Raw genomic sequence first — 22,135 nt, forward strand, 5'->3', positions numbered from 1 at the left:
ATTTTAAGATGAAAAATTTTTCAATAAAACTTATAGCACTTTTTACACTTACATTTTTTGCGGCCTGTAGCAGTGATGACGATGAAATCCTGGATAGTGAACGTCCAGAGATTACAGTAAACGATCCTGTAGAAGGAGAAGCTTTTGAAGTAGGTGGTGAGTTGCATTTTGATGTAAACTTTAGCGATAATGATGCGTTATCTTCTTACAGAGTTGATATTCATAATAATTTTGACGGGCATACACATTCTGGCGTTTTAAATAGTACTGTTTCTTTTGATCCTGTAATGCAGGCAACTTCAGTAAGTCCTTGGTCTTTTAATCAGACTTTTAATATTGAAGGAGCACCACAAACCTACCATGCCCACGAACATATCGAAATTCCAGACGATATTGCTGAAGGTCCTTATCATTTGGGAATTACGGTAATCGATATGTCTGGTAACGTAAATCAGGTATATGTAGAAGTGATCATTGGAGAAGATCACACCGGTGAAGAACACGGAATTACGATTACAGATATCCATAGTGAAGATGCTGTTAGAGGAGGAGAATTTCATGCAGAAGCACAAATAGCTGCAGATCACGAAATAGGTTCGGTTTCAGTAAGTATTCACGGTCACGATCTAGAGCCAGCTGAAGGGGAAATCGAATGGACTTTCGATGAAACTTATGATGATTATTCAGGAACTTCAGCTGAATTTCATGAGCATATCGACGTGCCTGCAAATGCAGCTTTAGGAGAATATCATATTACGATCACTGTTATTGATGCTGAAGGTAATTCATATTCTGAAGGTTCTCACTTTCATGTAACTGATGAAGACAACGATGCTGAGGCGATAACAATTTCAGAAATAACAGTAGACGAAAATGTAGCTGCCGGAGAAGAAATGCATGTAGATGCTGAAATCGCAGGTGAACACGGAATCGAAAATGTAGAAATTCATATCCATTCTGAAGAGGGAGAAGGTTGGGAATTTGAGCAATCTTACACTTACGAAGATGAAACTGCTATCGATTTCCATGAACATTTTGATGTGCCAGCAGATGCCGCAGCAGGAGAATATCACCTGTCTTTAGAAGTAACAGATCACGATGGTAATGTTGCCAGTGCAGATGCACATTTCAATATTACTGAATAATTAGTTAAGCTGATTTTTAGTTAGTTTTACGATCGATAAAGCAATACATGCTTGGTTTTACAGGCTTTATCGATTATTATGCTTAACTGTAAAAAGGAGATTCTTCGGGATCTCCTTTTCTATTTTTGGATAAAATCAGACTTAATTTTTATTCGCACCGCCAAAGGGTGTAAAACCCCGAGGCTTTTCTCGAAATTAAAATTTGTTTCTAACGAGTGCCTCGAGGGCTTGCTCCAAGATAGTTTACTAAAAATGGGAATTGTAACAAGAGTTACCGTCTAAATATTATTGTTCTATTATTTTTACACTCAGAAACAAACAAAATCACTTCATATTAAATTTAGAAATTATGAAAGTAGAACAAATATATACCGGTTGTCTTGCCCATGCGGCTTATTATATCGCAAGTAAAGGTGAAGCAGCCATTTTTGATCCATTAAGAGAAGTTAATCCATATATCCAGAAAGCAGAAAATGATAATGCGAAAATTAAATACGTTTTTGAAACGCATTTTCATGCCGATTTTGTTAGCGGTCATTTAGATCTACAAAAAAAGACCGGCGCGCAGATCGTTTTTGGGCCAAATGCTAAACCAAATTACGAGACTATCCTTGCTGAAGATGGCCAGATCTTCCAGATTGGTGATTATAAAGTAAAAGTTTTACATACTCCCGGCCATACAATGGAGAGTACTACGTATTTACTGATCGATGATAAAGGAAAAGAACATGGGATCATTACGGGTGATACTTTATTTATCGGCGATGTGGGAAGACCAGATCTAGCACAGCATGTAGTTTCAGATCTAACAGAAGAAAAACTTGCCGGGCATTTGTTTGAATCGCTTCGAAAAAAAATTATGCCTTTAAGCGATGATTTAATTGTGTATCCTAATCATGGTGCAGGATCTGCTTGTGGTAAAAAAATGAGTAAAGAAACTACTGATACGCTGGGCAATCAGAAAAAGACAAACTATGCATTAAGAGCAGATATGACCAAAGAAGAGTTTGTAAAAGAACTTTTAACCGGTTTAACTGCACCACCAAAATACTTTCCGCAGAACGTATTATTGAATATTGGTGGATATAAAAGTTTTGATAAAGTGATGAAGCAGGCGGCACGAGCTTTAATTCCGGAAGAATTTGAAGTGGTTGCTAACGAAGAAGGAGCACTTGTTCTAGACACAAGAAATGCTGATGAGTATGCAAAATCTCATATCCCAAATAGCATAAATATTGGATTACAGGGAAGTTTTGCGCCTTGGGTAGGAGAGATGATTCCAGATCTTGAAATGCCAATTTTACTGGTTACTGAAGAAGGAAAAGAAGAAGAAGCTATTACAAGATTGAGTCGTGTAGGTTACGATAATACTCAGGGTTATTTAGCAGATGGTATGAAAAGCTGGGAAGCGGCTGGCAAAGAGATTGATGCTGTAAATAGAATTACTGCGGAAGAGCTTCAGCAAAAAATGAAGGGCGATCTTGTGGTTATCGATGTGCGTAAGAAAAGTGAATTCGATTCAGAGCATGTGGAAGGTGCAGTTAACGTTCCGCTAAATCAAATTAATCAGCATTTAGAAAAGTTTCCGAAGGAACAGGAATTTATACTGCATTGTGCCGGTGGTTATCGAAGCATGATCGCTGCCTCGATTTTACAGCAGCGCGGTTGGTCACAACTAACAGATGTTATCGATGGCTTTAAAGCGATAAAGGAAACTAAAATTCCGGTTACAGCTTATGTTTGTCCTAGTACGCTGTTATAAAAAAGAAGATTGGAGATCTATTTATAGATAAGATTGAGTTTAGGTGATTTGAAGGCCGACTTCCGATAGTCGGCCTTTTTTTATTGTATTATTAAGAAGCATTGTGTTAATAGGTATGATTTCTTCGGAATACTAATTATATTTGATAAAAAATACATTAATGCTAAAATTATCGATATATCCGGTTCTTTTGTTTAGCCTTTTATTTTTCTCCTGTAAGAATGAAGCTGAAAAAAAAGAATCTCAAACTAACGAAAATCAGCAAACTGAAAAGCAAACTTCTGCTGAAGTCAATAAAGTAAATCCTGAAGATCTCTTAAAACAACAGCCAGAAGAAATTGAAGCTCCAGAAGGGATGGTTTGGGTTTCTGGTGTTAAGTTTACCATGGGCGCGACAGATGGTGATCCTTATGCATTACCAAGAGAGAAGCCAGCGCATCCGGTAGCTGTAGATGGTTTTTTTATCGATCAAACCGAAGTAACCAATGCGCAGTTTAAGAAATTTGTGGAAGAAACAGGGTATTTAACCATTGCAGAGCGTCCTGTTGATTGGGAAGAATTAAAAAAACAAGTACCGCCGGGAACACCTAAACCGCCAGATAGTGTATTGCAGCCTGGTTCTTTAATCTTTAGAAAAGACTTAGAAAATGTGGCTAATCTTAACGATTATGGCCAGTGGTGGGAATGGAAAAGCGGTGCCGATTGGAAGCATCCGCAAGGCCCAGATAGCAGTATCGAAGGCAAAGATGATTTGCCGGTTGTGCATGTTGCATATGAGGATGCTTTAGCTTATGCAAGTTGGGCGGGACGTGATCTTCCAACAGAAGCCGAATGGGAAGCTGCAGCGCACGGACAACGTCATGGTGGGATTTACACCTGGGGTGACGACGAATCGAAATTAAATGAAGAAGCCAATACCTGGCAGGGACAATTTCCGGTTAAAAATGTTCCCGAGGACGGTTTTAAATACGCAGCTCCTGTGAAATCTTTTCCTCCAAACAGCCTTAATTTGTACGATATGGCAGGAAATGTTTGGGAGTTCACTAAAGATAATTTTAATACCAGGTATTACCAGCAAGCCTTGCAACAGGGAGAATTATTGAATCCAAAAGGTTCTACTACTTATTTTAATGAAGATAATCCTTATCAAAAGGAAAAAGTGATAAAGGGCGGTTCGTTTTTATGTAATAAATCGTATTGTGCCAGTTATCGAATTTCAGCCAGGATGGGAACTTCGATGGATTCTGGAACAGATCATTTAGGATTTAGAACAGTTTACCGTGTAAAATAATTATTGCTGAAATTATATAAAATGAGCCCTGATTTTTCAGGGCTTTTTTTATTTTTGGTTGTTTTGATTTCTACTGAATTTATACTTTTTTAAATCAATCTTCCGCTAACATCGATAGTTTAGATCATCGATTTTAAAATAATCTTCAATTTCTGAATAAATTCATTCAAATTATTCAGAAATATTTATTCAAAATACCCTGAAAACAGATTATATCTTATTATTTCAAATTTTATTTCAGTATTAGTCATTTTTATCTTCTAATTTTTGATAATATTCAAAATTTAAATTATACTTGTAGTCAAATAAACTATTAGTGTTTTGAAAATTACTTCAAAAACTAATAAAATCGACTTAGAATGTATTTTTTAGGAATAGATCTGGGAAGTAGTTCGGTGAAATTATCGATTTTCGATGCTAATTCTCAACAAAGTATTGCTGCCGTGGGCGAGCCAAAATCTGAAATGGCAATGGAAGCTTTGCAGCCCGGTTGGGCAGAGCAGGATCCAAATCAATGGTGGGAAAATGTGAAAATTGCACTACAACGTTTACGATCTGAACACGAAATCGATTTAACCAAAATAAAAGCCATTGGTGTCGCTTACCAGATGCATGGTTTGGTGTTAACCGATAAGGATCTAAAGCCTGTGCGTCCATCTATAATTTGGTGCGATAGCCGTGCAGCTGCAATTGGAGATAAAGCATTCGAAGAAATAGGGGAGGAGCAATGTCACGATATGATCTTGGGTAGCCCGGGAAATTTTACGGCTTCAAAATTAAAATGGGTAAAAGAAAATGAGCCTGAAATTTATCAAAAAGCGGCTTATATGATGTTGCCTGGCGATTATATCGCTGCCTGTTTTAGTGAAAAGCCGCAAATAAGTAAAGGTGGATTATCTGAAGGAATGCTTTGGCATTTTAAAGAACAGCGATTAGCAAAAGAGATTCTAGATCACTACGGAATTTCAGAAGATCTTATTCCTGAAGTGGTTTCTAATTTTGGAGATCAGGCCGTGATTTCTTCAAAAGTTGCAAAAGAGCTTGGTCTTTCAGAAGACGTGAAAATAACATATCGTGCCGGTGATCAGCCCAATAATGCGATGTCGCTGAATGTGCTGAGTCCGGGTGAAATTGCGACTACCGCAGGAACTTCCGCAGTAATTTATTCGGTTAGTGAGAACCATTCTTTCGACAGAAAAAACAGGATCAATACCTTTTTGCACGTAAATAACAATGTAGATGAAATTAGGAATGGTGTGATGGTTTGCATCAACGGTTCTGGGATTCTTTACCAGTGGTTACGAAATATTTTGTCTTCCGGCCGAGAGAAAATTGTCGATTATGAGTATTTAAATGAGATGGCTGCACAGTCGAAACCAGGAAGTGAAGGTTTACTTTTTCATCCTTTTGGAAATGGAGTAGAACGAATTTTTCAGAATAAAGAAGTTTCTTCTGGGATATCGAATCTTAACTTCAACATTCATAAAACTCCGCATTTAGTAAGAGCAGCCTGCGAGGGAATCGTGTTTGCGATGAATTACGGATTCGAAATTATGCAGGAAGTTGGCGCTTCAGGAAAAACAGTAAGAGCCGGGAAAGATAACTTGTTTTTGAGTCCGGTTTTTCAGGAAATTTTCGTGAATACTACCAATACTACACTTCAGCTTTATAAAACCAACGGTGCAGATGGTGCGGCCAGAGGAGCAGCCTATGGTTATGGCCACTACGAAAGCCTTGAAGATGCCTTTGAAAGCCTGGAATGTCTTCAAACTATAAAACCAAAACCAGAACTGGTTGAAACCTATAAATCAATATATAATAACTGGAAAAAAGCCATTAAAAATTAATATTATGAGTAATTATTTTAAGAACATCGATACCATAAAATTTGAAGGTAAAGAGAGTGATAATCCTTTAGCTTTTAAATATTATGATGAAAATAAAGTTGTAGCCGGCAAAACTTTAAAAGAGCATTTAAGATTTGCGGTGGCGTACTGGCATACATTTAATAACAAAGGAGGAGATCCTTTTGGAGCAGATACCGAAGTTTTTGAGTGGGATAAGAAAGAAGATCCGGTAGCGCGCGCCAAAGATAAAATGGATGCTGCTTTCGAATTTATGACCAAGCTTGGTGTTCCTTATTATTGTTTTCATGATGTAGATCTTGTAGATGAAGCACCAACTTTGGGAGAGTTTGAAAAAAGAATTCAGGCTGTTACAGAATATGCAAAGCAAAAGCAGGAAGAAAGTGGTTTAAAATTACTTTGGGGAACATCTAACTTGTTTACCAATCCAAGATATATGAATGGTGCGGCAACCAATCCTAATTTTGATGTTGTGGCGTATGCCGGTGCACAGGCAAAGATCGCTTTAGATGCTACTATGGCTTTAGGCGGCGAGAATTATGTATTCTGGGGTGGTCGTGAAGGTTATATGAGCTTGCTTAATACCGATATGAAAAGAGAGCAGGAGCACATGGCAATGTTCTTAGGAATGTGTAGAGATTATGCCAGAAAGCAAGGTTTTAAAGGGAACTTTTTCTTAGAGCCAAAACCAATGGAACCAACTAAACATCAATACGATTTTGATGCAGCAACTTGTTTAGGTTTTATCAATAAATATGGATTGCAAGATGACTTTAAACTGAATATCGAAGTAAATCACGCTACACTTGCTGGTCACACATTTGAGCATGAATTGCAAACTGCTATCGATGCCGGAAAATTAGGAAGTATCGATGCAAACCGTGGAGATTATCAAAATGGATGGGACACAGATCAATTCCCAATCGATCTATTTGAAGTTACCCAGGCAATGATGATCATTCTTAAAGGTGGCGGAATTCAGGGAGGCGGAATTAACTTTGATGCAAAAGTTAGAAGAAATTCTACAGATCTTGAAGATAAATTTATTGCTCATATCTCTGGAATGGATGTTTTTGCACGTGGATTAATTACTGCAGAGCATATTCTTAATAATACAAAATACAGCAGCCTTAAAAAAGATCGTTACGCTTCTTTTGATAGTGGTAGCGGTAAAGATTTTGAAACAGGAAAACTTACATTAGAGCAATTAGGCGAAATAGGAAAAGCAAATGGAGAACCAACAAAAATGAGTGGAAAACAAGAGCTTTACGAGCAAATAATTGCGAATGCATACTAAGTTTTGAATTTTAAAAGATTATGAAAGAGACCATTTTTACGGTCTCTTTTTTATATTATAATTTTCTTTGTTAAAGAAATTGTAAAATACCCGTAAATGGGTATTGATGTAAGTACAAATGATTAATAATTTAGTAGTCATTGTACTTTGCAAGATAATCTAACTAAAATTATTATGAATCATTTAATTTACAGACACTTTGATGTTATAGAACAATTTATAAAAGATTTTAAAACTGCTGAAGGATTATACCAAATAGCAGATCGAAAAAGACGAAGAGATAGGGCAAACTACAAAATGGACCTCGTAATTTTTAATTTTGAAATCTATACATCAAAATATCCTGAAATCTATAATTTCTTTTTGGGTGAATTTCAGGATGAATTTAAGAGAAGAGAAGAATGGGATCGTTTAAGATCCAGAGAGAATTTTGCTACCTATCTTAAACAATTATTAAATTCTGTTAGTATGCAATCTGTTTAAAGTTGAAATTCAAATTGGTGTTTTCCTCCCTTAATATTATGGCTTTTTTGTGGTAATTTTAATTGAGCTGTTGACGTAGACGGAATTTCAATTTCCAGTTTTACATTGTTATTTTCTTTTGTCCATTTTACCTTAATTTCTCCGTATAGAGAATTGTAGCTTGCATCAACAAAATCCAAATCTTCTATAAAAGAGGGTTCTATAATGATCTTTTTAAAAGAGGTCTCATTTTTATCTAATTTGATACCCGCTAAAGATTTGTACATCCAGGCTGCAATCGCTCCCATTGAAGGATGATTTAGAGAGGCATCAAAAATTCTTCTTTTGATATCCCAGGTTTCAAATAAACTGGTAGCATTATGTTCTTTGATCCAATATCCCCATGATGGCATTTCTTCTTTGGCAACCATTTTATAAACACTTTCCTGGTAGCCGTAATTAGATAATACTTCAGGAACAATTAAGCTGCCTATAAAGCCAAAATCAAGAAAATAGTCATTGTTTTTTAATTGTAGATTTAATTTCTCAGCAAGTTGATTTTTATAGGCTTCAGGAGCGATATCCATATAAAGCGGTAATGCATAAGAAAGCTGGGTTTGGTTGGCATAAGTAAGATTTTCAGTATCAAAAAAGATCCTATTTATCCTTTCTTTTAATATTGCTGCTTTCTCATCGTATTTCTTGGCTTCTTCATTTTTCTCTAATAATCTGGCCATTTTCGCCATTAAAACATTGTCGTAATAATAATAGGCGGTGACCATAAACGGAGTTGAGGTTTCAGCTTTATAAAAAAGCCAGTCCCCAAGGCCAAAATCGATAATTCCCATTTCATTTTCCTGAGATTCTAAATATTTAAGGTACTTTTTAGCGCTGGGATAAATGGTCTTGATGCTCTCTACATCGCCAGAATATTGATATAAAAGATCTGGGACGATAAAGATAGCTGCATCCCAAATTGGCCCGGCCCAATTACTATCCCAATGGTGAGAAGTGGGAACGATACCTGGCATATTTCCGTTTTCCTGCTGGGCATCTACCATGTCTTTTATCCATTTAGCGTAAATATTTCGGGAATCATAATTAAGCATTCCTGCTTCCTGCACCATAAACCCATCTGCCATCCAACCATTTTTTTCTCGGGTTGGGCAATCTGTTGGAATACTAAAAAGATTGCTTAAATAAGAGTTTTTACAAATTTCGAAAATAGAATTTAAGGTCTCATTAGAAGTTTTAAAAGAGCCAATACTTTCTACATTGCTATGTAATTTTATCGTCTTTAAATATACATTTTGGGCAGACAAAGGATCTTTACTGCTTACCTGTACATATCTAAAACCGTGATAGGTGAAACTTGGGGTATAAGTTTCAACGCCATCTCCCTTTAAAATATAAGTATCGGTTTGGATGCGTTCTTTTTCATTTCTTGGTCGTAAATGCATATCGATATTTCGCTGGTCTACACTACCATCTTCCAGCAACATTTCACCATGTTTCAGTTTAACTTCCATTCCTTTTTTTCCTTCGATATTTAATTCTACCACACCGGCGGTATTAATACCCATATCAAAAACTAGAGAAGTGTCGTTTAATTGCTGCACTGCAATAGGTTCTAAAATTTCTTCGGAAGAAATTAAAGCCATTTTCTGACTTTCTATGATTGTTGAAGGTTCCTGGGTAATTTTTGCATTATTCCAGTTTTTATCATTATAATTAATCGTGTTCCAGCCGGATTGTTCTAATCGAGCGTCATAAATTACACCTACATGAATATTATCAAAAAGTAAGGGGCCGGTATTGGTTTTCCAGGTAGTATCTGTGGCTATAACTTTAGTAGAGCCGTCATTATATGTAATCTTAATTTCACAAAGTAGTTGAGGTCGTTTTCGCCAGGGAGCTATATCAAAATTCCAAACAGTAGGTGTCTGCTCGTTAAACCATCCATTACCTAATTCTACTCCAATGGCATTTTTTCCTTGTTTTAGATGCTTTGTAATATCCAGGCTATTGTAGAGTACTCGTTTACCATAATCTGTAAATCCTGGATCAAGATGATTTTGGTTAATTTTTTTGCCATTTATTGAAAGTTGATAATACCCCAAACCACTTATATAGCATTTAGCCGAAGCAATCTTTTTATTAGTTTCAAATTCTTTTCTAAATCGGGGCGAAGGCTCAAAAGATTTGTCATGGCTATCGGTTATCCAATTTGCTTTCCAATCTGATTTATGAAATTTTCCTGTTTGAAAATGTGTAATATTAGAGCTTATTTTTCCTTCAGAAGTTTTGGCCTGTATTAACCAATAATAAGTTTGATCTGAAGTCAATTCTTCTCCTGAATAATACACCAATTGATCCTGAGATTTAATAAAGCCAGAATTCCATATGTCTGCTTTTGCTGCGCTTAATTTCTCTTTTGAAGTAGCTACAAGAATTCTATAAGATTTCTGTTTTAAATAAGAATCAGATTCATACTTCCACATTAGTCTGGGATTTTGCATGTCTATTCCGCTAGGTTTTATCATGTATTCACATTGCAGAGCGGTGATTTTAGATTGCGCCAATAAGATGCTGGGAAGTATGATTAAAAGATAAAGAAATCTATATCGCATAATTGTAAAATTCGAAAAATTAAAGATAGTGAATTAATCGTTTTAGCTGGTGTTTATAGTGATCTAAGTGTTTATAAGAAAAACTTTTTTAAATGTAATATTATATTAAAATATTTATTTATATATTGATGATTCAAACTGCTATAACGTTTTACTTTTAATAAATTGATAATGTATTTACGTATTCTCACTTTCGTTTTATTAGTATTTTTTATGTCCTGCAAAGAGTCTTCAAAAAAGGAGAAACCTGGAGAGGCTTTGTTTAATGAAAAAGATCTTTCAGGCTGGACTCAAATGGGTGGCGAGGCAGATTATGCTGTCGAAGATGGTGTAATTGTAGGGAAAACCGTTAGTGGTACCCCTAATTCGTTTTTAACCACCAATAAAATGTATGATGATTTTATTCTTGAATTAGATTATAAAGTAGATCCCAGTATGAATTCGGGTATTCAGATTCGCAGTAATAGCCTTCCGTCCTATATGAATGGTCGTGTACATGGATATCAGATCGAGATCGATCCTTCAGATCGTGCCTGGAGTGCGGGGATATATGATGAAGCCCGCCGTGGCTGGTTAGTATCCTTAGAGGATAATTCTAAGGCCCAAAAGGCATTTAAACAAAATGAGTGGAATCATTACCGTATTGAAGCAATTGGCGATAGTATAAAAACCTGGATCAATGGTGTACCTGCCAGTTTCCTAATAGACGATAAAACCGCAAGCGGATTTATAGCATTACAGGTACACAGTATAGGTAAAGATGATGAACCCGGAAAAGCCATTATGTGGAAGAATATTCGTATTCAAACCGATAGTCTTGATCAATATACTCAAACAATGGCTATCGAGCCTAGAAGTACCAAAAATGCGTTGACCACATCTGAAAAAAAGGATGGATGGAAATTGCTTTGGGACGGTAAAACTACCAAAGGTTGGCGTGGAGCGCGTTTGGACGAATTCCCAAAACAAGGCTGGGAGATTAAGGATGGAGTTCTTACAGTTCTTGCTAGTGGCGGGGCCGAATCGGCGGCCGGTGGTGATATTGTAACTGAAGCTGTTTTTGGCGACTTTGAATTAAGCGTAGATTTTAAAATTACGGAAGGAGCCAATAGTGGGATCAAATATTATGTGGATACTGATATCAATAAAGGTCCTGGATCTTCTATAGGTTTGGAATACCAGGTTTTGGATGATGATAAACATCCAGATGCTAAGTTAGGAAATCACGAGGGCAGTCGAACTGTAGCTTCCCTTTATGATCTTATAAAAGCTGATCCTGATAAACCCATTCATCCGGTTGGTGAGTGGAATACTGCAAGAATTGTATCTAAAGATCATCATGTAGAACACTGGTTAAACGGTAGCAAGGTATTAGAATACGAACGTGGTAGCGAGGAGTTTAGAAAATTGGTTTCCGAGAGTAAATACGCCAAGTGGGATCGTTTTGGAGAATTGGAGGAAGGTCGCATTTTATTGCAGGATCACGGTAACCGGGTATCATTTAAGAACATCAAGATAAAAACATTATAGAATGGCATCAAGAAGAGACTTTATTACCAAATCTATTTTAGGAAGTGCTGCAGTAGCCGCATCCACTGTTGCATCAAGTACTGCTATGGCTATGCCTGCCAGTAGTTATCGAAAGATTATTGGAGCTAATGATAAATTGCATATAGGTATTGCCGGATTAGGAAGGCGTCTTGGTGCTTATTTAGATCCTATTGCGCTAAAGGAATCTAACGTAGAGCTGGTTTACCTTTGTGATGTTATGCAACATCAAAGGGAGAATGCGGTTAAGCGCTTTTCAGAACGATTGGGCTATTCACCTAAAGGAGAAAATGATATCCGTAAGCTTATCGATGATAAAAAGATCGATATTCTGGTTAATGCTACACCAGATCATTGGCATACACCGGGATCGATCATGGCTTTAAAAGCGGGGAAACATGTGTATGTAGAAAAACCCTGTAGTCATACGATGGACGAAAATGAAAAACTGGTGGCTGCAGCCAATAAATATGGTAAGGTCGTTCAGATGGGAAATCAGCAGCGTTCTTCGGCGCATACCATAGCTGTTATTAAAGCAATTCACAATGGTGAAATTGGTACTCCTTTTAAAGCTATCGCATTTTATACCAACGCTCGGAGCGAGGTTCCTAATCAGAAATCAGCCCCTGTTCCCAAAGGACTGGATTGGGATTTATGGCAGGGACCTGCACCAAGAAGGGAATACACTGATAATACCTGGGACTATAACTGGCACTGGTATGGCTGGGATTATGGTACTGCTGAAGCAGGGAATAATGGAACTCACGAACTTGATGTAGCCCGTTGGGCCTTAGGTGTAGATTTTCCTAGAGAAGCGAAAGTAGAAGCTTATAAACGACATTTTAAAGAGGATGGCTGGGAAATGTATGATACTATGAAAGCCACCTTTAATTTTGCAGATGATAAAATTATTGAATGGGATGGCCGCAGCCGAAGTGGATACGATCTTTTTAATGGTGGCCGGGGAACCATTATTTATGGTAGCGAAGGGACAGTTTTCGTAGATCGTAATAAATATGAAATGTACGATCGATCTGGTAAAATGATAAAATCCACGGAATCTGGTTCGCAGGAAGCGGGTACAGCATTGGGTGGCGGTGGCGATACGACCACAGCTCATATGCTTAACTTCTTTAATACTATTAGGGGAAAAGAAACACTAAATGCCCCTATCGACGATGCCAGTGTAAGTATGGCCATGGTTCATTATGCCAATATTGCCTACCGCATCAATAAAGGATTTGCTATCGATGAAAACTCAGGGAGAATATATGATCGTGAGGCGATGAATTTATGGAGCAGAACTTACGAACCAGGTTGGGAACTTAAATTATAACCGGAATCAATTACAAAAAAATACCATTAAATACGATATGATGAAGCGAAGAAGTTTTGTAAAGCGAAGTAGCATGGGAGCTCTTGGAGCTATGGCAACGATGTCCATCCCTTCTTTAAATGCCTTGTCTTTTTCTAAAAATGATCAGATTAATATTGGAGTTATCGGTACAGGTGATCGCGGTGGCGGACTGATGCCCGTAATTGATGAAATTCCAAATTTAAATTTAATCGCCTGCTGTGATATTTTACCTTTTCGATTGGAGAAAGGTATAGAACGAGCTTCGAGAAAACTTAAAGGCTATTCAGATTATCGCAAAATGCTTGATAATAAAGATATCGATGCGGTTTTAGTGGCCACGCCATTTAGTACACATTCGGCTATAGAAATCGATGCTTTAGATGCCGGTAAACATATTTATGGAGAGAAAACTACGGCAAAAGGTTACCAGGGCATTAAAAAACTCAATGATAAGAAAAAAGAGAGCAAATCAATTTTCCAAACAGGACATCAATATCATAGTTCTCGACTATACACTCATGTTGTCGAATTGATCCAACAAGGGAAGATAGGTAATATAACAGCTTTTGAATGCCAATGGAATCGCCATGGCAATTGGCGCCGTCCTGTACCTGATCCAGAGTTAGAACGACTCATTAACTGGAGAATGTATCGCGAATATTCAGGAGGTTTGGTGGCCGAGTTATGTTCTCATCAAATTGATTTTGTGAACTGGGTATTGGATGCTGTACCAGAACAGGTGATGGGAGCCGGTGGTATTGATTATTGGAAAGATGGCAGGGAAACTTACGATAATATTCATTTGATCTATAACTATCCAAATGGTGTAAAAGCAAAATTCACCTGTTTAACATCGAACGCCATGAACGATTATCAAATTAATGTTTTAGGAGATAAGGGAACTATTATTTTGGATTACGAGAATGCCTGGTTTTATCCAGAAGGAAATTTTGATGATAGAGAGTTAGGTGATGTAGATGGTGTATCTGGCGCTACAATGCAATGGGTAAAAGGTAAAGGAATTCCAATAGAGGTTGGCCATACCCATTCTTCAAAACAGGCTTTAATGGATTTTTCAGATAGTGTTTTAAATAACACACGTCCTAAATCAGATTTTGTAACAGGAGCTAAAGCTGCGATAGCGGTTCAGATGGGATTGGATGCCATGTATAATAACGAAATTGTTAAATGGAGAAACGATTTTAAAAATTTATATTCATAATCCTTTAAATGAGATAGTTATTTAACGATTATGGCCTCTTTAGCATAATAATAACATTCCTAAAACATTTGTTCTGTATTCAATTCTTTAAATTGAAGCATTGATTTTCAGTTTCTAAAATTTATCTAAAAATTTTTAGACTTCAAATATCAATTACCTTCAAAAAAATTGCATATGGACGAAATGGAAAAATGGAAAAATGGTTCAGATACAGACCAACTTTCAAAAGATGAAGAAAAGATCTTTGATGAAATTGGTTTAAACGGAACTTCACGCAGGAAATTCCTGAAACAGATGTCTGCCGCGAGTTTAAGTATTTGGGCTTCATCTTATTTAACTTCAGATTTGTTGGCTAGTCCGGCAAGAACTTTACCCGATAACCCTGAAATACTTTTAAACGAAGTACGTGTAAATCTTAGGGTAAATGATATGGTAAAACAGCTAGCGCTAGATTCCAGGACTTCACTTTTAGACGCGCTTCGAGAACGCTTACAACTTACCGGAACCAAAAAAGGATGTGATCATGGCCAATGTGGTGCCTGTACTGTAATGGTCGATGGGAAGCGTAAACTTTCTTGTTTAACTTTAGCTGCAACATGTGAAGATAAAGAGATCACTACCATAGAAGGTTTAGCTGAAAACGGTAATCTTCACCCAATGCAGGAAGCTTTCCTAAAACACGACGGCTTTCAATGTGGATACTGTACTCCGGGACAAATCTGTTCTTCAGTAGCGCTATTGGAAGAAGCAAAGAATGGAGAAGCAAGTTATGTGACAGAAGACTTCAAAGATGTAAAAACCGACTTAAAACTTTCCGAAGAAGAAATTAGAGAAAGAATGTCTGGTAATATTTGCCGTTGTGGAGCTTACAACAATATCGTTCAGGCATTTAAAGAAGTACATTCCGGCGACGATGAGATGCCAACCTGGGAATTCGCTACTGCCAAGCAAATGGAGAAAGCTAAAAATTCCTGATCTATTTATTGATTTTTAGAATCGATTATCTTTTCAAATGCCTCTATCGAGGATAAACACAAACTAACTATGAGACCATTCTCTTATACGAATGCTAAAAATAAAGAACAGGCGCTTCAAACTTTTACTAAGACCTCCCATTATTTAGGTGGAGGAACCAATTTGGTCGATTTGATGAAGGAAGATGTAGAACGTCCCGATCAATTAATCGAAGTAGCCAATCTTGAGTACAAAAATATAACTAAAAATAACGAAGGAGGATATACACTGGGCGGAATGCTAAGCAATTCTGAAACTGCTAATCATCCTGATATTCGAAAAAATTATCCATTATTATCAATGGCGATGCTTTCGGCTGCAACAGCGCAGATTAGAAATATGGCGACCAATGCAGGAAATTTATTGCAACGTACAAGATGTCCTTATTTCTTTGAAACTTCAATGCCCTGCAATAAACGTGAACCGGGTTCGGGTTGTGGTGCTAAAGATGGAATGAATGCCTTACACGCTATTTTTGGATATAGTGATAAATGCATCGCAACACATCCTTCAGATATGTGCGTGGCCTTGGCTGCGATGAATGCAAAAGTTGAAGTTCAAAAAACAGATGGTTCTTCAAGAACTATAGATTTTACTGACTTTCATCGATTACCGGGAAATCAGCCCGAAAAAGATAACACTTTAGAACCTGGTGAGTTGATCACTGTTATTCATTTAGATGAACCTAAATTTTCAGATCATTATTATTATTTAAAGATACGTGAGCGGTCTAGTTATGCTTTTGCTTTAGTTTCTGTAGCTGCCGGTTTACAAATTAAAAGGGGTGTGATCACTAAAGCTGGCTTAGCAATGGGCGGCGTAGCACATAAACCCTGGAAGTTTACTAAAGTTGAAAAATATTTAGAAGGAAAGAAGCCGAATAAAGTAAACTTTAAGGCTGCAGCTGAAATGGCAATGCAAGACGCTAAACCTTTTGAGGGTAATAAATATAAAGTTGAAATGGGTAAAAAAGCGATCGTTAGAGCGCTTACCCAGGCTTTTGAAAGAGAAGCATAAAATCCCTAATCTTAGCAAAAAACTATGAAATCAATAAAAGCATCAGGAATAGGAAATCCTATAGATAGAATTGAAGGACACCTGAAGGTTGCGGGAAAAGCAAAATATGCTTCAGAATTTCCTGTCGAAAATATGGTGTATGCGCAAGGCGTAAACAGTACGATCGCAAAAGGAAAAATTACTTCCATAGATACTTCAGAAGCAGAAAAGCAAAACGGAGTCTTAGCAGTAATCACTTATAAAAATGCTGAAAAATTGAAAAATTATCCAAAGGATATGACCAATTTTTCATTAACCACGGTAGCTCCAGTATTCCAGGATCGCCAGGTTCATTATTACGGGCAATATATCGCCTGCGTTGTAGCAGAAACTTTTGAGCAGGCACAATATGCCTGTCGCTTAATAAAAGTGACCTACGAAGAAGAAACACCAGATATACATTTAGATAAAAATAGAGGAAAAGCATATAAACCTGGCGAAAGCGCAGATTTTAGCCGCGGAGATATGGATGCAGGAATGCGTGAAGCTGATGTTACTCTAGAGCAAACTTATACGACACCTATCGAGCATCAACAACCAATGGAGTTGCATGCAGCCATTGTAAATTGGAACGATGGAAAGGTGAAGATGTATGCTAATCAGCAAATTCTAAATCAGGCTACAACTTCAATTTCAGAAACTTTTGGAATACCTAAAGAAGATGTTCAGATCATTACGCCATACATTGGTGGTGGCTTTGGTTCAAAATTGAATGTATATAAGCATATCACCATGGCAACGATGGCTTCTAAGATGATTGGAAGACCAGTGCAAATTACAGTGACTCGTCACCAAATGTTTACGAATACCGGGATGCGCCAGTTCGATGAGCAAGAAATGCGATTGGGAGCTAAGAAAGATGGTTCTTTAACCGCTTTAGCGCATCATACAACTTCGCATACCGCTAAGAATCTTCAGTATTTCGAGGCTTGTGGGAATGTGTCTAAAATGTTATATAAAACTCCGAATAATGCGGTTACGCATCGCTTGATTCCACTTAATATTCAGTGTCCAAGTTCTATGCGTGCACCAGGAGAAGCTACCGGGAGTTTCGCTTTAGAGTCGGCAATGGATGAGCTGGCGTGGAAATTAAAAATGGATCCTATCGATTTCAGAATAAAAAATGATACGCAGGTAGATATGGGAGCCGATAAGCCATTCTCTTCTCGCTTGCTTATAGAATGTTTACGTATTGGAGCCGATAAATTTGGTTGGGAAAATCGCAAAATGCAACCTGGAACCAATAAAAAAGGAAACTGGTTAATAGGTTATGGTGTAAGTGCAGCTTCACGTCGCGCGCCGTATATGAAAACATCTGCTAAAGTAGTGTTAGAGCTCAATGAAGCTGCGGTAAACGCGAACATCAAGATGGATGCGACAGATATTGGTACAGGAACATATACGATCGTGGCACAGACAGTTTCTGAATATTTAGGAATTCCGGTAGAAAATGTAAAAGTTGAAATTGGAGATTCTGAATTTCCTGTAACTCCGGGTTCTGGTGGTTCGTGGGGAGCCGCTTCGTATTGTAATGGAGCTAGAAAAGCTTGCGAAAATGCGATTGCTAAATTAAAAAAGAAGCAAAATATTACCGAATCTGAGGAGATTGAAGTTGCTGAATTATTGCAGCAAAATAACCTGACTACTTTTGAAGCTGAAGGAACAGCAGAACCTTCCGAAGAATACAAAAAACATTCGGTTTTCTCTTTTGGAGCCAATTTTACTGAAGTTTGGGTAGATAAAGACACCGGTATGTACCGAATCAAACGTATGGTAAATGTGGGTTCTGCCGGAAAGATCCTGAATCCAAAAACGGCCTACGGACAAATTATTGGCGGACTAACAATGGGTGCAGGAATGGTCATTGCCGAACGTACGCAGGTAGAACCAAATTATGGTAATTTTATAACCAGGACTTTAGCCGATTATCACGTACCTGTAAATTTGGATATGGCTAATATCGACGTGGTTTTCTTACCGGAAGACGATAAAATTGCCAATGAAATGGGCGTTAAAGGAATTGGAGAATTAGGAATTACCAGTGTGGCGGCATCGATTGCCAATGCAATTTTCAATGCAACCGGTAAGCGAATGAGAGATTTACCAATTACTCCTGAAAAACTAATTGAAGCAGGTTTAGAACCGGGAGTTGCTTAATGGAAAGAAAATAGACCGTTTCGCTGCTAGAAAATAGAAATTAGATTAAAAACAGGGACTAAATTGAGAAATTTCAGTCCCTGTTTTTTATTTTGCTCATTGCTCACTACAAATCAAAACTTAATAAACTCAACAACATCACCTTGTTTAAAATCTTTTTCTGGCGGAAGCATAATTACGCCATCGGCATTTGCCAGACTAATTAAATCGCCAGAGCCATTTTCATTTAATAATTCAGCTTGAAATTGGCCATTTTCAGCTTTAGTTTTTACCAGTAAATATCTTGTAATCTTTGGATTGTTAGCGATATCAGTTTTTAGAATAACTTCTGAAGTTGAGGTTTCAAGTTCCAAAGATGCTGCAAGCCATCTTTCAAAGTAAATATGAAAATTCACAAAAGTGGAATTTGGGTTTCCAGGAAATGAAAAAACAGTAACATTCTTTTCGTGTTGCTTCCCAAACCACAAAGGTTTGCCGGGACGTTGCAAAACACGATGAAAGAGCTTTTCAACCTTTAATTCTTCTAAGATTTCAGGTAAATAATCGAATTTCCCTTTAGAAACGCCACCACTCAGCAATAATACATCGTGGTTATTAATAGCGTTTTCTACCTGCTGTAACATTACCTTCTTTTCATCTCGAATATGTAGTAAAGTCGGTGTGATTTTCTCTTGCTCCAAAGCAGCAAATAAACTTAAGGTATTTGAAGTCCTAATTTGATGTGGAAGCGGAGTTTCAGCAACATCAACCAATTCATCTCCGGTAGAGATAATAGCGATTTTGGGCAATTTCTTAACCATAACTTCAGCTTTCCCAACCGTAGCCAAAACCCCAATTTCTATAGCCGAAATTCGTTGATTTTTGGATAATATTTTTTCTCCGCTCTGGCGATCACTTCCCTGGCGATGAATATTTACCTTAGCTTTTACTTCAGTCTGAAGTGTCGCAATTCCGTTTTCAATTTCAATATCTTCGTACATAATAACCGAATCACAATTTTTCGGCAACATCGCACCCGTCATAATCTCTACGCAATTTTCAGGATCTTTTAAAATTCCCTGCGGACTCCCGGCTGCGTAAACTGCTTCAATTTTGAAAGAAGTTTTGCCATTTTCCAAGGCTTTTGAATTTACCGCGATTCCATCTTTGGTTACACGATCAAAAGGAGGGAAATCACGATCGGCAAAAATATCTTCAGCCAAGATTCTATTTACACTTTCTAATAGCGCGACTTTTTCTGTACCGAAATTGGTGATTGTAGCGAGTACTTTTTGTAAAGCTTCAGGGTGTGAGATCATAAATTTTTATTTAGGCTGAATCTTATCTTTTCAAATTATATCAAATTTTATTCAATCTTTGTTACAATGGGGTTAAAGGCTTTTGATGCAACAAGCACTTTATCGCCTTTTTGAATATGTGCAATTTCATCTTTTGCAGAAACCGATTTGATCACATTATTACCAATCAAAATATGCAAGATCGAAACCACTTCTTCGTCGATCTTTGCTAATACTTCTCCGGTAAACTGAAATTTTCCACTCAGTTTACTTTCACTAAAGATCGAAATGGGAGTTCCGGTTTTGGTAAATTTGCCGTTTTCAAGAACCAAAACTTTATTGGCCATTTTAATAATTTCTGCAGGATCGTGGCTTACCAGAATAGTAGTTAGATTGTAGGTTTTATGTAGCTTCAAAATATACTCCTGAAGCTTAGTTCTCATACCATGATCTAAAGCGCTTAAAGGTTCGTCCAACAATAAAAGTTTAGGCTTTCTAGCCAAAGCTCTGGCCAGTGCAACACGCTGTTGTTGCCCACCAGAGAGTTGCTGAATTTTTTGTTTCCGAAGATTTCCAAGCTCCATCAATTCGATTAATTCTTCAGCAGTTTTTTTGTCTTTTTTCTGCGGAAGCGAGAAGTAAATATTCTCTTCTACATTCATATTCGGAAACAACGCATAATCCTGAAAAACGAGTCCGATTTTCCGTTTTTGTATCGGTATATCGATCTTTTTTTCAGCATTAAACCAAACATTAGAATCCTGATTTATATAGCCATCTTCCGGACGTAATAAACCCGAAAGCATTCTTAAAATTGACGTTTTTCCCGCACCAGAATTTCCATATAACACTACAAAATCGCCTTCATTTAATCGAAAATCAACATTCAAAATCATTTTTCCTTCTGCGGCAGATAGCTCTTTTTTCAGTTTACATTCGATCATTTTACAATTCGGTTTAAAGATTTATTATTGATGAGGTAAACAGAAAGTAAAATAGCGAAACTCAGCACAAAAAGAATAAAGGAAAGCGTATTAGCGCTGCTGTAATTTAGCGCTTCAACTTCATCATAGATAGCGATCGAAGCCACACGGGTTTCGCCGGGTAAATTCCCGCCGATCATTAAAACCACACCAAATTCGCCAATCGTATGCGCAAAAGAAAGTACAATTCCCGTTAACAAGGCAGGCTTGATATTTGGGAGCATGATTTTAAAAAACGTAGTAGTTTTCGATTTCCCTAAAGAATATGCAGCTTCTTTTAAATGAATTGGCAGCGAACTAAATCCGCTTTGGATGGGATGCACCATAAATGGCAAGCTGTAAATGACTGATGCAAGTACTAGTCCGCTAAACGAAAACACCAATTGCAACCCGAATACTCCATCTAAAAACTTGCCTAGAAAACTTGATTGTCCAAACGCGATTAAGATGTAAAAACCTAAAACCGTTGGCGGTAGAATAAGCGGCATACTTATTAAGGTTTCCCAAACGGGTTTGGTTTTACTTTTGGTCGCCGAGAGCCAGTACGCTAATGGCGTACCGATCACAAATAGCAAAAGCGTTGTAATTAAAGCCAGTTTTAAGGTGAGCCAAAGGGATTCCCAGATCATTCGGAAAGCATAATTTCGTTCGCTTTTACTAAAATAAGAACCTCTTGGGATTCGGCGAAATTCATTTGTTGCAAAAGAGCAGAACTTAGTAAACTTTTAATTTCACCTACAGCTGATTTCAGTACAATTTCGCTTAAAATTTTCCCCGGTTTAATTTCGATAATTTCAGCTTTTAATTGATTTCGAATTGAAATTTCTGGCATCAAATGCTTTGAAATAATAACCTCAGTTTCTTTAAAAAGGAGTTTGATTTTTTTGTCCGGTGCTAAGTACGAAGCAGATTGCGGAGTTTCCACCAGAAAAACACTGAAAATTGAATTATTTTCTAATTCGATACTGACTTCAGAGAGATATTCTGAATTTTTGATGTGTTTTATTTTTCCGGAGAGGTTATTCATTTTAGTTAGTTAACGGTTTATAGCTGAGTTCTCAGCTTCTAG

At 37.2% G+C, this 22,135-nt stretch carries 17 protein-coding genes; 12 read left to right on the forward strand and 5 right to left on the reverse strand.

The features are described 5' to 3' along the window. The first annotated feature begins 8 nt into the window (after positions 1–8). From IIF7_RS17305 to IIF7_RS17330, 6 genes are all read left to right on the forward strand, one after another. Positions 9–1,145, forward strand: a complete 1,137-nt coding sequence (locus IIF7_RS17305; protein ID WP_084842944.1) for a DUF4625 domain-containing protein — start codon at positions 9–11, stop codon at positions 1,143–1,145. 349 nt (positions 1,146–1,494) lie between these two features. Continuing rightward, positions 1,495–2,907, forward strand: coding sequence for an MBL fold metallo-hydrolase (locus IIF7_RS17310; protein ID WP_084842945.1), 1,413 nt, complete (start codon positions 1,495–1,497; stop codon positions 2,905–2,907). Between the two features lie 160 nt (positions 2,908–3,067). Then, positions 3,068–4,198 (forward strand): formylglycine-generating enzyme family protein, encoded by a 1,131-nt coding sequence (locus IIF7_RS17315; protein WP_084842946.1) that lies wholly within the window; start codon positions 3,068–3,070, stop codon positions 4,196–4,198. A gap of 359 nt (positions 4,199–4,557) precedes the next feature. Then, positions 4,558–6,045: a xylulokinase gene (locus tag IIF7_RS17320; protein WP_084842947.1), complete on the forward strand. Its 1,488-nt coding sequence runs from the start codon at positions 4,558–4,560 to the stop codon at positions 6,043–6,045. 4 nt (positions 6,046–6,049) lie between these two features. Further along, positions 6,050–7,360 (forward strand): xylose isomerase, encoded by a 1,311-nt coding sequence (gene xylA / locus IIF7_RS17325; protein WP_084842994.1) that lies wholly within the window; start codon positions 6,050–6,052, stop codon positions 7,358–7,360. 174 nt (positions 7,361–7,534) lie between these two features. Further along, positions 7,535–7,843, forward strand: a complete 309-nt coding sequence (locus IIF7_RS17330; protein ID WP_084842948.1) for a hypothetical protein — start codon at positions 7,535–7,537, stop codon at positions 7,841–7,843. On the opposite strand, the gene IIF7_RS17335 is transcribed toward IIF7_RS17330, so the two are convergent. Continuing rightward, on the reverse strand, positions 7,840–10,452 hold the full coding sequence (locus IIF7_RS17335) for an alpha-L-rhamnosidase (RefSeq protein WP_084842949.1): 2,613 nt from the start codon (positions 10,450–10,452) through the stop codon (positions 7,840–7,842). The genes IIF7_RS17330 and IIF7_RS17335 overlap by 4 nt on opposite strands. Before the next feature lie 171 nt (positions 10,453–10,623). Between IIF7_RS17335 and IIF7_RS17340 the strand changes: the two genes are divergently transcribed. From IIF7_RS17340 to IIF7_RS17365, 6 genes are all read left to right on the forward strand, one after another. Next, a complete protein-coding gene (locus IIF7_RS17340; RefSeq protein ID WP_084842950.1) occupies positions 10,624–11,982 on the forward strand; it encodes a 3-keto-disaccharide hydrolase in 1,359 nt (452 codons plus the stop codon). A 1-nt stretch (position 11,983) separates the two neighbouring features. Then, positions 11,984–13,336, forward strand: a complete 1,353-nt coding sequence (locus tag IIF7_RS17345) for a Gfo/Idh/MocA family protein (RefSeq protein WP_084842951.1) — start codon at positions 11,984–11,986, stop codon at positions 13,334–13,336. Positions 13,337–13,376: 40 nt separating this feature from the next. Next, on the forward strand, positions 13,377–14,579 hold the full coding sequence (locus IIF7_RS17350) for a Gfo/Idh/MocA family protein (RefSeq protein ID WP_084842952.1): 1,203 nt from the start codon (positions 13,377–13,379) through the stop codon (positions 14,577–14,579). Between the two features lie 174 nt (positions 14,580–14,753). Beyond that, positions 14,754–15,554 (forward strand): 2Fe-2S iron-sulfur cluster-binding protein, encoded by an 801-nt coding sequence (locus tag IIF7_RS17355; protein ID WP_084842953.1) that lies wholly within the window; start codon positions 14,754–14,756, stop codon positions 15,552–15,554. A gap of 69 nt (positions 15,555–15,623) precedes the next feature. Then, the gene (locus IIF7_RS17360) at positions 15,624–16,610 is read left to right on the forward strand and encodes an FAD binding domain-containing protein (RefSeq protein WP_084842954.1); all 987 of its coding nucleotides are present in this window, start codon (positions 15,624–15,626) and stop codon (positions 16,608–16,610) included. Between the two features lie 24 nt (positions 16,611–16,634). Next, a complete protein-coding gene (locus IIF7_RS17365; RefSeq protein WP_084842955.1) occupies positions 16,635–18,806 on the forward strand; it encodes a xanthine dehydrogenase family protein molybdopterin-binding subunit in 2,172 nt (723 codons plus the stop codon). Between the two features lie 113 nt (positions 18,807–18,919). Here the strand turns inward: IIF7_RS17365 and IIF7_RS17370 are convergent, their stop codons facing one another. Genes IIF7_RS17370 through IIF7_RS17385 form a run of 4 tightly spaced genes read right to left on the reverse strand, consistent with a single transcriptional unit; the run spans position 18,920 to position 22,093 of the window. After that, positions 18,920–20,104, reverse strand: coding sequence for a molybdopterin molybdotransferase MoeA (locus tag IIF7_RS17370; protein ID WP_084842956.1), 1,185 nt, complete (start codon positions 20,102–20,104; stop codon positions 18,920–18,922). Positions 20,105–20,151: 47 nt separating this feature from the next. Beyond that, positions 20,152–21,027 (reverse strand): ABC transporter ATP-binding protein, encoded by an 876-nt coding sequence (locus IIF7_RS17375; RefSeq protein WP_084842957.1) that lies wholly within the window; start codon positions 21,025–21,027, stop codon positions 20,152–20,154. Next, positions 21,024–21,695, reverse strand: a complete 672-nt coding sequence (gene modB / locus IIF7_RS17380; protein WP_084842958.1) for a molybdate ABC transporter permease subunit — start codon at positions 21,693–21,695, stop codon at positions 21,024–21,026. The genes IIF7_RS17375 and modB overlap by 4 nt, the downstream gene beginning before the upstream one ends. Further along, entirely contained in the window at positions 21,692–22,093 is a 402-nt protein-coding gene (locus IIF7_RS17385) for a TOBE domain-containing protein (protein WP_084842959.1), read from the reverse strand. The genes modB and IIF7_RS17385 overlap by 4 nt, the downstream gene beginning before the upstream one ends. Positions 22,094–22,135 lie beyond the last annotated feature (42 nt).

This window comes from Zunongwangia atlantica 22II14-10F7 (assembly GCF_002094855.1).
Lineage (GTDB): Bacteria > Bacteroidota > Bacteroidia > Flavobacteriales > Flavobacteriaceae > Zunongwangia > Zunongwangia atlantica.

Excerpts from the sequence above, each read along its gene's own strand:
- IIF7_RS17305 (WP_084842944.1), top strand. The coding sequence starts at position 9 with ATGAAAAATTTTTCAATAAAACTTATAGCACTTTTTACACTTACATTT.
- IIF7_RS17310 (WP_084842945.1), top strand. The coding sequence starts at position 1,495 with ATGAAAGTAGAACAAATATATACCGGTTGTCTTGCCCATGCGGCTTAT.
- IIF7_RS17315 (WP_084842946.1), top strand. The coding sequence starts at position 3,068 with ATGCTAAAATTATCGATATATCCGGTTCTTTTGTTTAGCCTTTTATTT.
- IIF7_RS17320 (WP_084842947.1), top strand. The coding sequence starts at position 4,558 with ATGTATTTTTTAGGAATAGATCTGGGAAGTAGTTCGGTGAAATTATCG.
- xylA (WP_084842994.1), top strand. The coding sequence starts at position 6,050 with ATGAGTAATTATTTTAAGAACATCGATACCATAAAATTTGAAGGTAAA.
- IIF7_RS17330 (WP_084842948.1), top strand. The coding sequence starts at position 7,535 with ATGAATCATTTAATTTACAGACACTTTGATGTTATAGAACAATTTATA.
- IIF7_RS17335 (WP_084842949.1), bottom strand. The coding sequence starts at position 10,452 with ATGCGATATAGATTTCTTTATCTTTTAATCATACTTCCCAGCATCTTA.
- IIF7_RS17340 (WP_084842950.1), top strand. The coding sequence starts at position 10,624 with ATGTATTTACGTATTCTCACTTTCGTTTTATTAGTATTTTTTATGTCC.
- IIF7_RS17345 (WP_084842951.1), top strand. The coding sequence starts at position 11,984 with ATGGCATCAAGAAGAGACTTTATTACCAAATCTATTTTAGGAAGTGCT.
- IIF7_RS17350 (WP_084842952.1), top strand. The coding sequence starts at position 13,377 with ATGAAGCGAAGAAGTTTTGTAAAGCGAAGTAGCATGGGAGCTCTTGGA.
- IIF7_RS17355 (WP_084842953.1), top strand. The coding sequence starts at position 14,754 with ATGGACGAAATGGAAAAATGGAAAAATGGTTCAGATACAGACCAACTT.
- IIF7_RS17360 (WP_084842954.1), top strand. The coding sequence starts at position 15,624 with ATGAGACCATTCTCTTATACGAATGCTAAAAATAAAGAACAGGCGCTT.
- IIF7_RS17365 (WP_084842955.1), top strand. The coding sequence starts at position 16,635 with ATGAAATCAATAAAAGCATCAGGAATAGGAAATCCTATAGATAGAATT.
- IIF7_RS17370 (WP_084842956.1), bottom strand. The coding sequence starts at position 20,104 with ATGATCTCACACCCTGAAGCTTTACAAAAAGTACTCGCTACAATCACC.
- IIF7_RS17375 (WP_084842957.1), bottom strand. The coding sequence starts at position 21,027 with ATGATCGAATGTAAACTGAAAAAAGAGCTATCTGCCGCAGAAGGAAAA.
- modB (WP_084842958.1), bottom strand. The coding sequence starts at position 21,695 with ATGATCTGGGAATCCCTTTGGCTCACCTTAAAACTGGCTTTAATTACA.
- IIF7_RS17385 (WP_084842959.1), bottom strand. The coding sequence starts at position 22,093 with ATGAATAACCTCTCCGGAAAAATAAAACACATCAAAAATTCAGAATAT.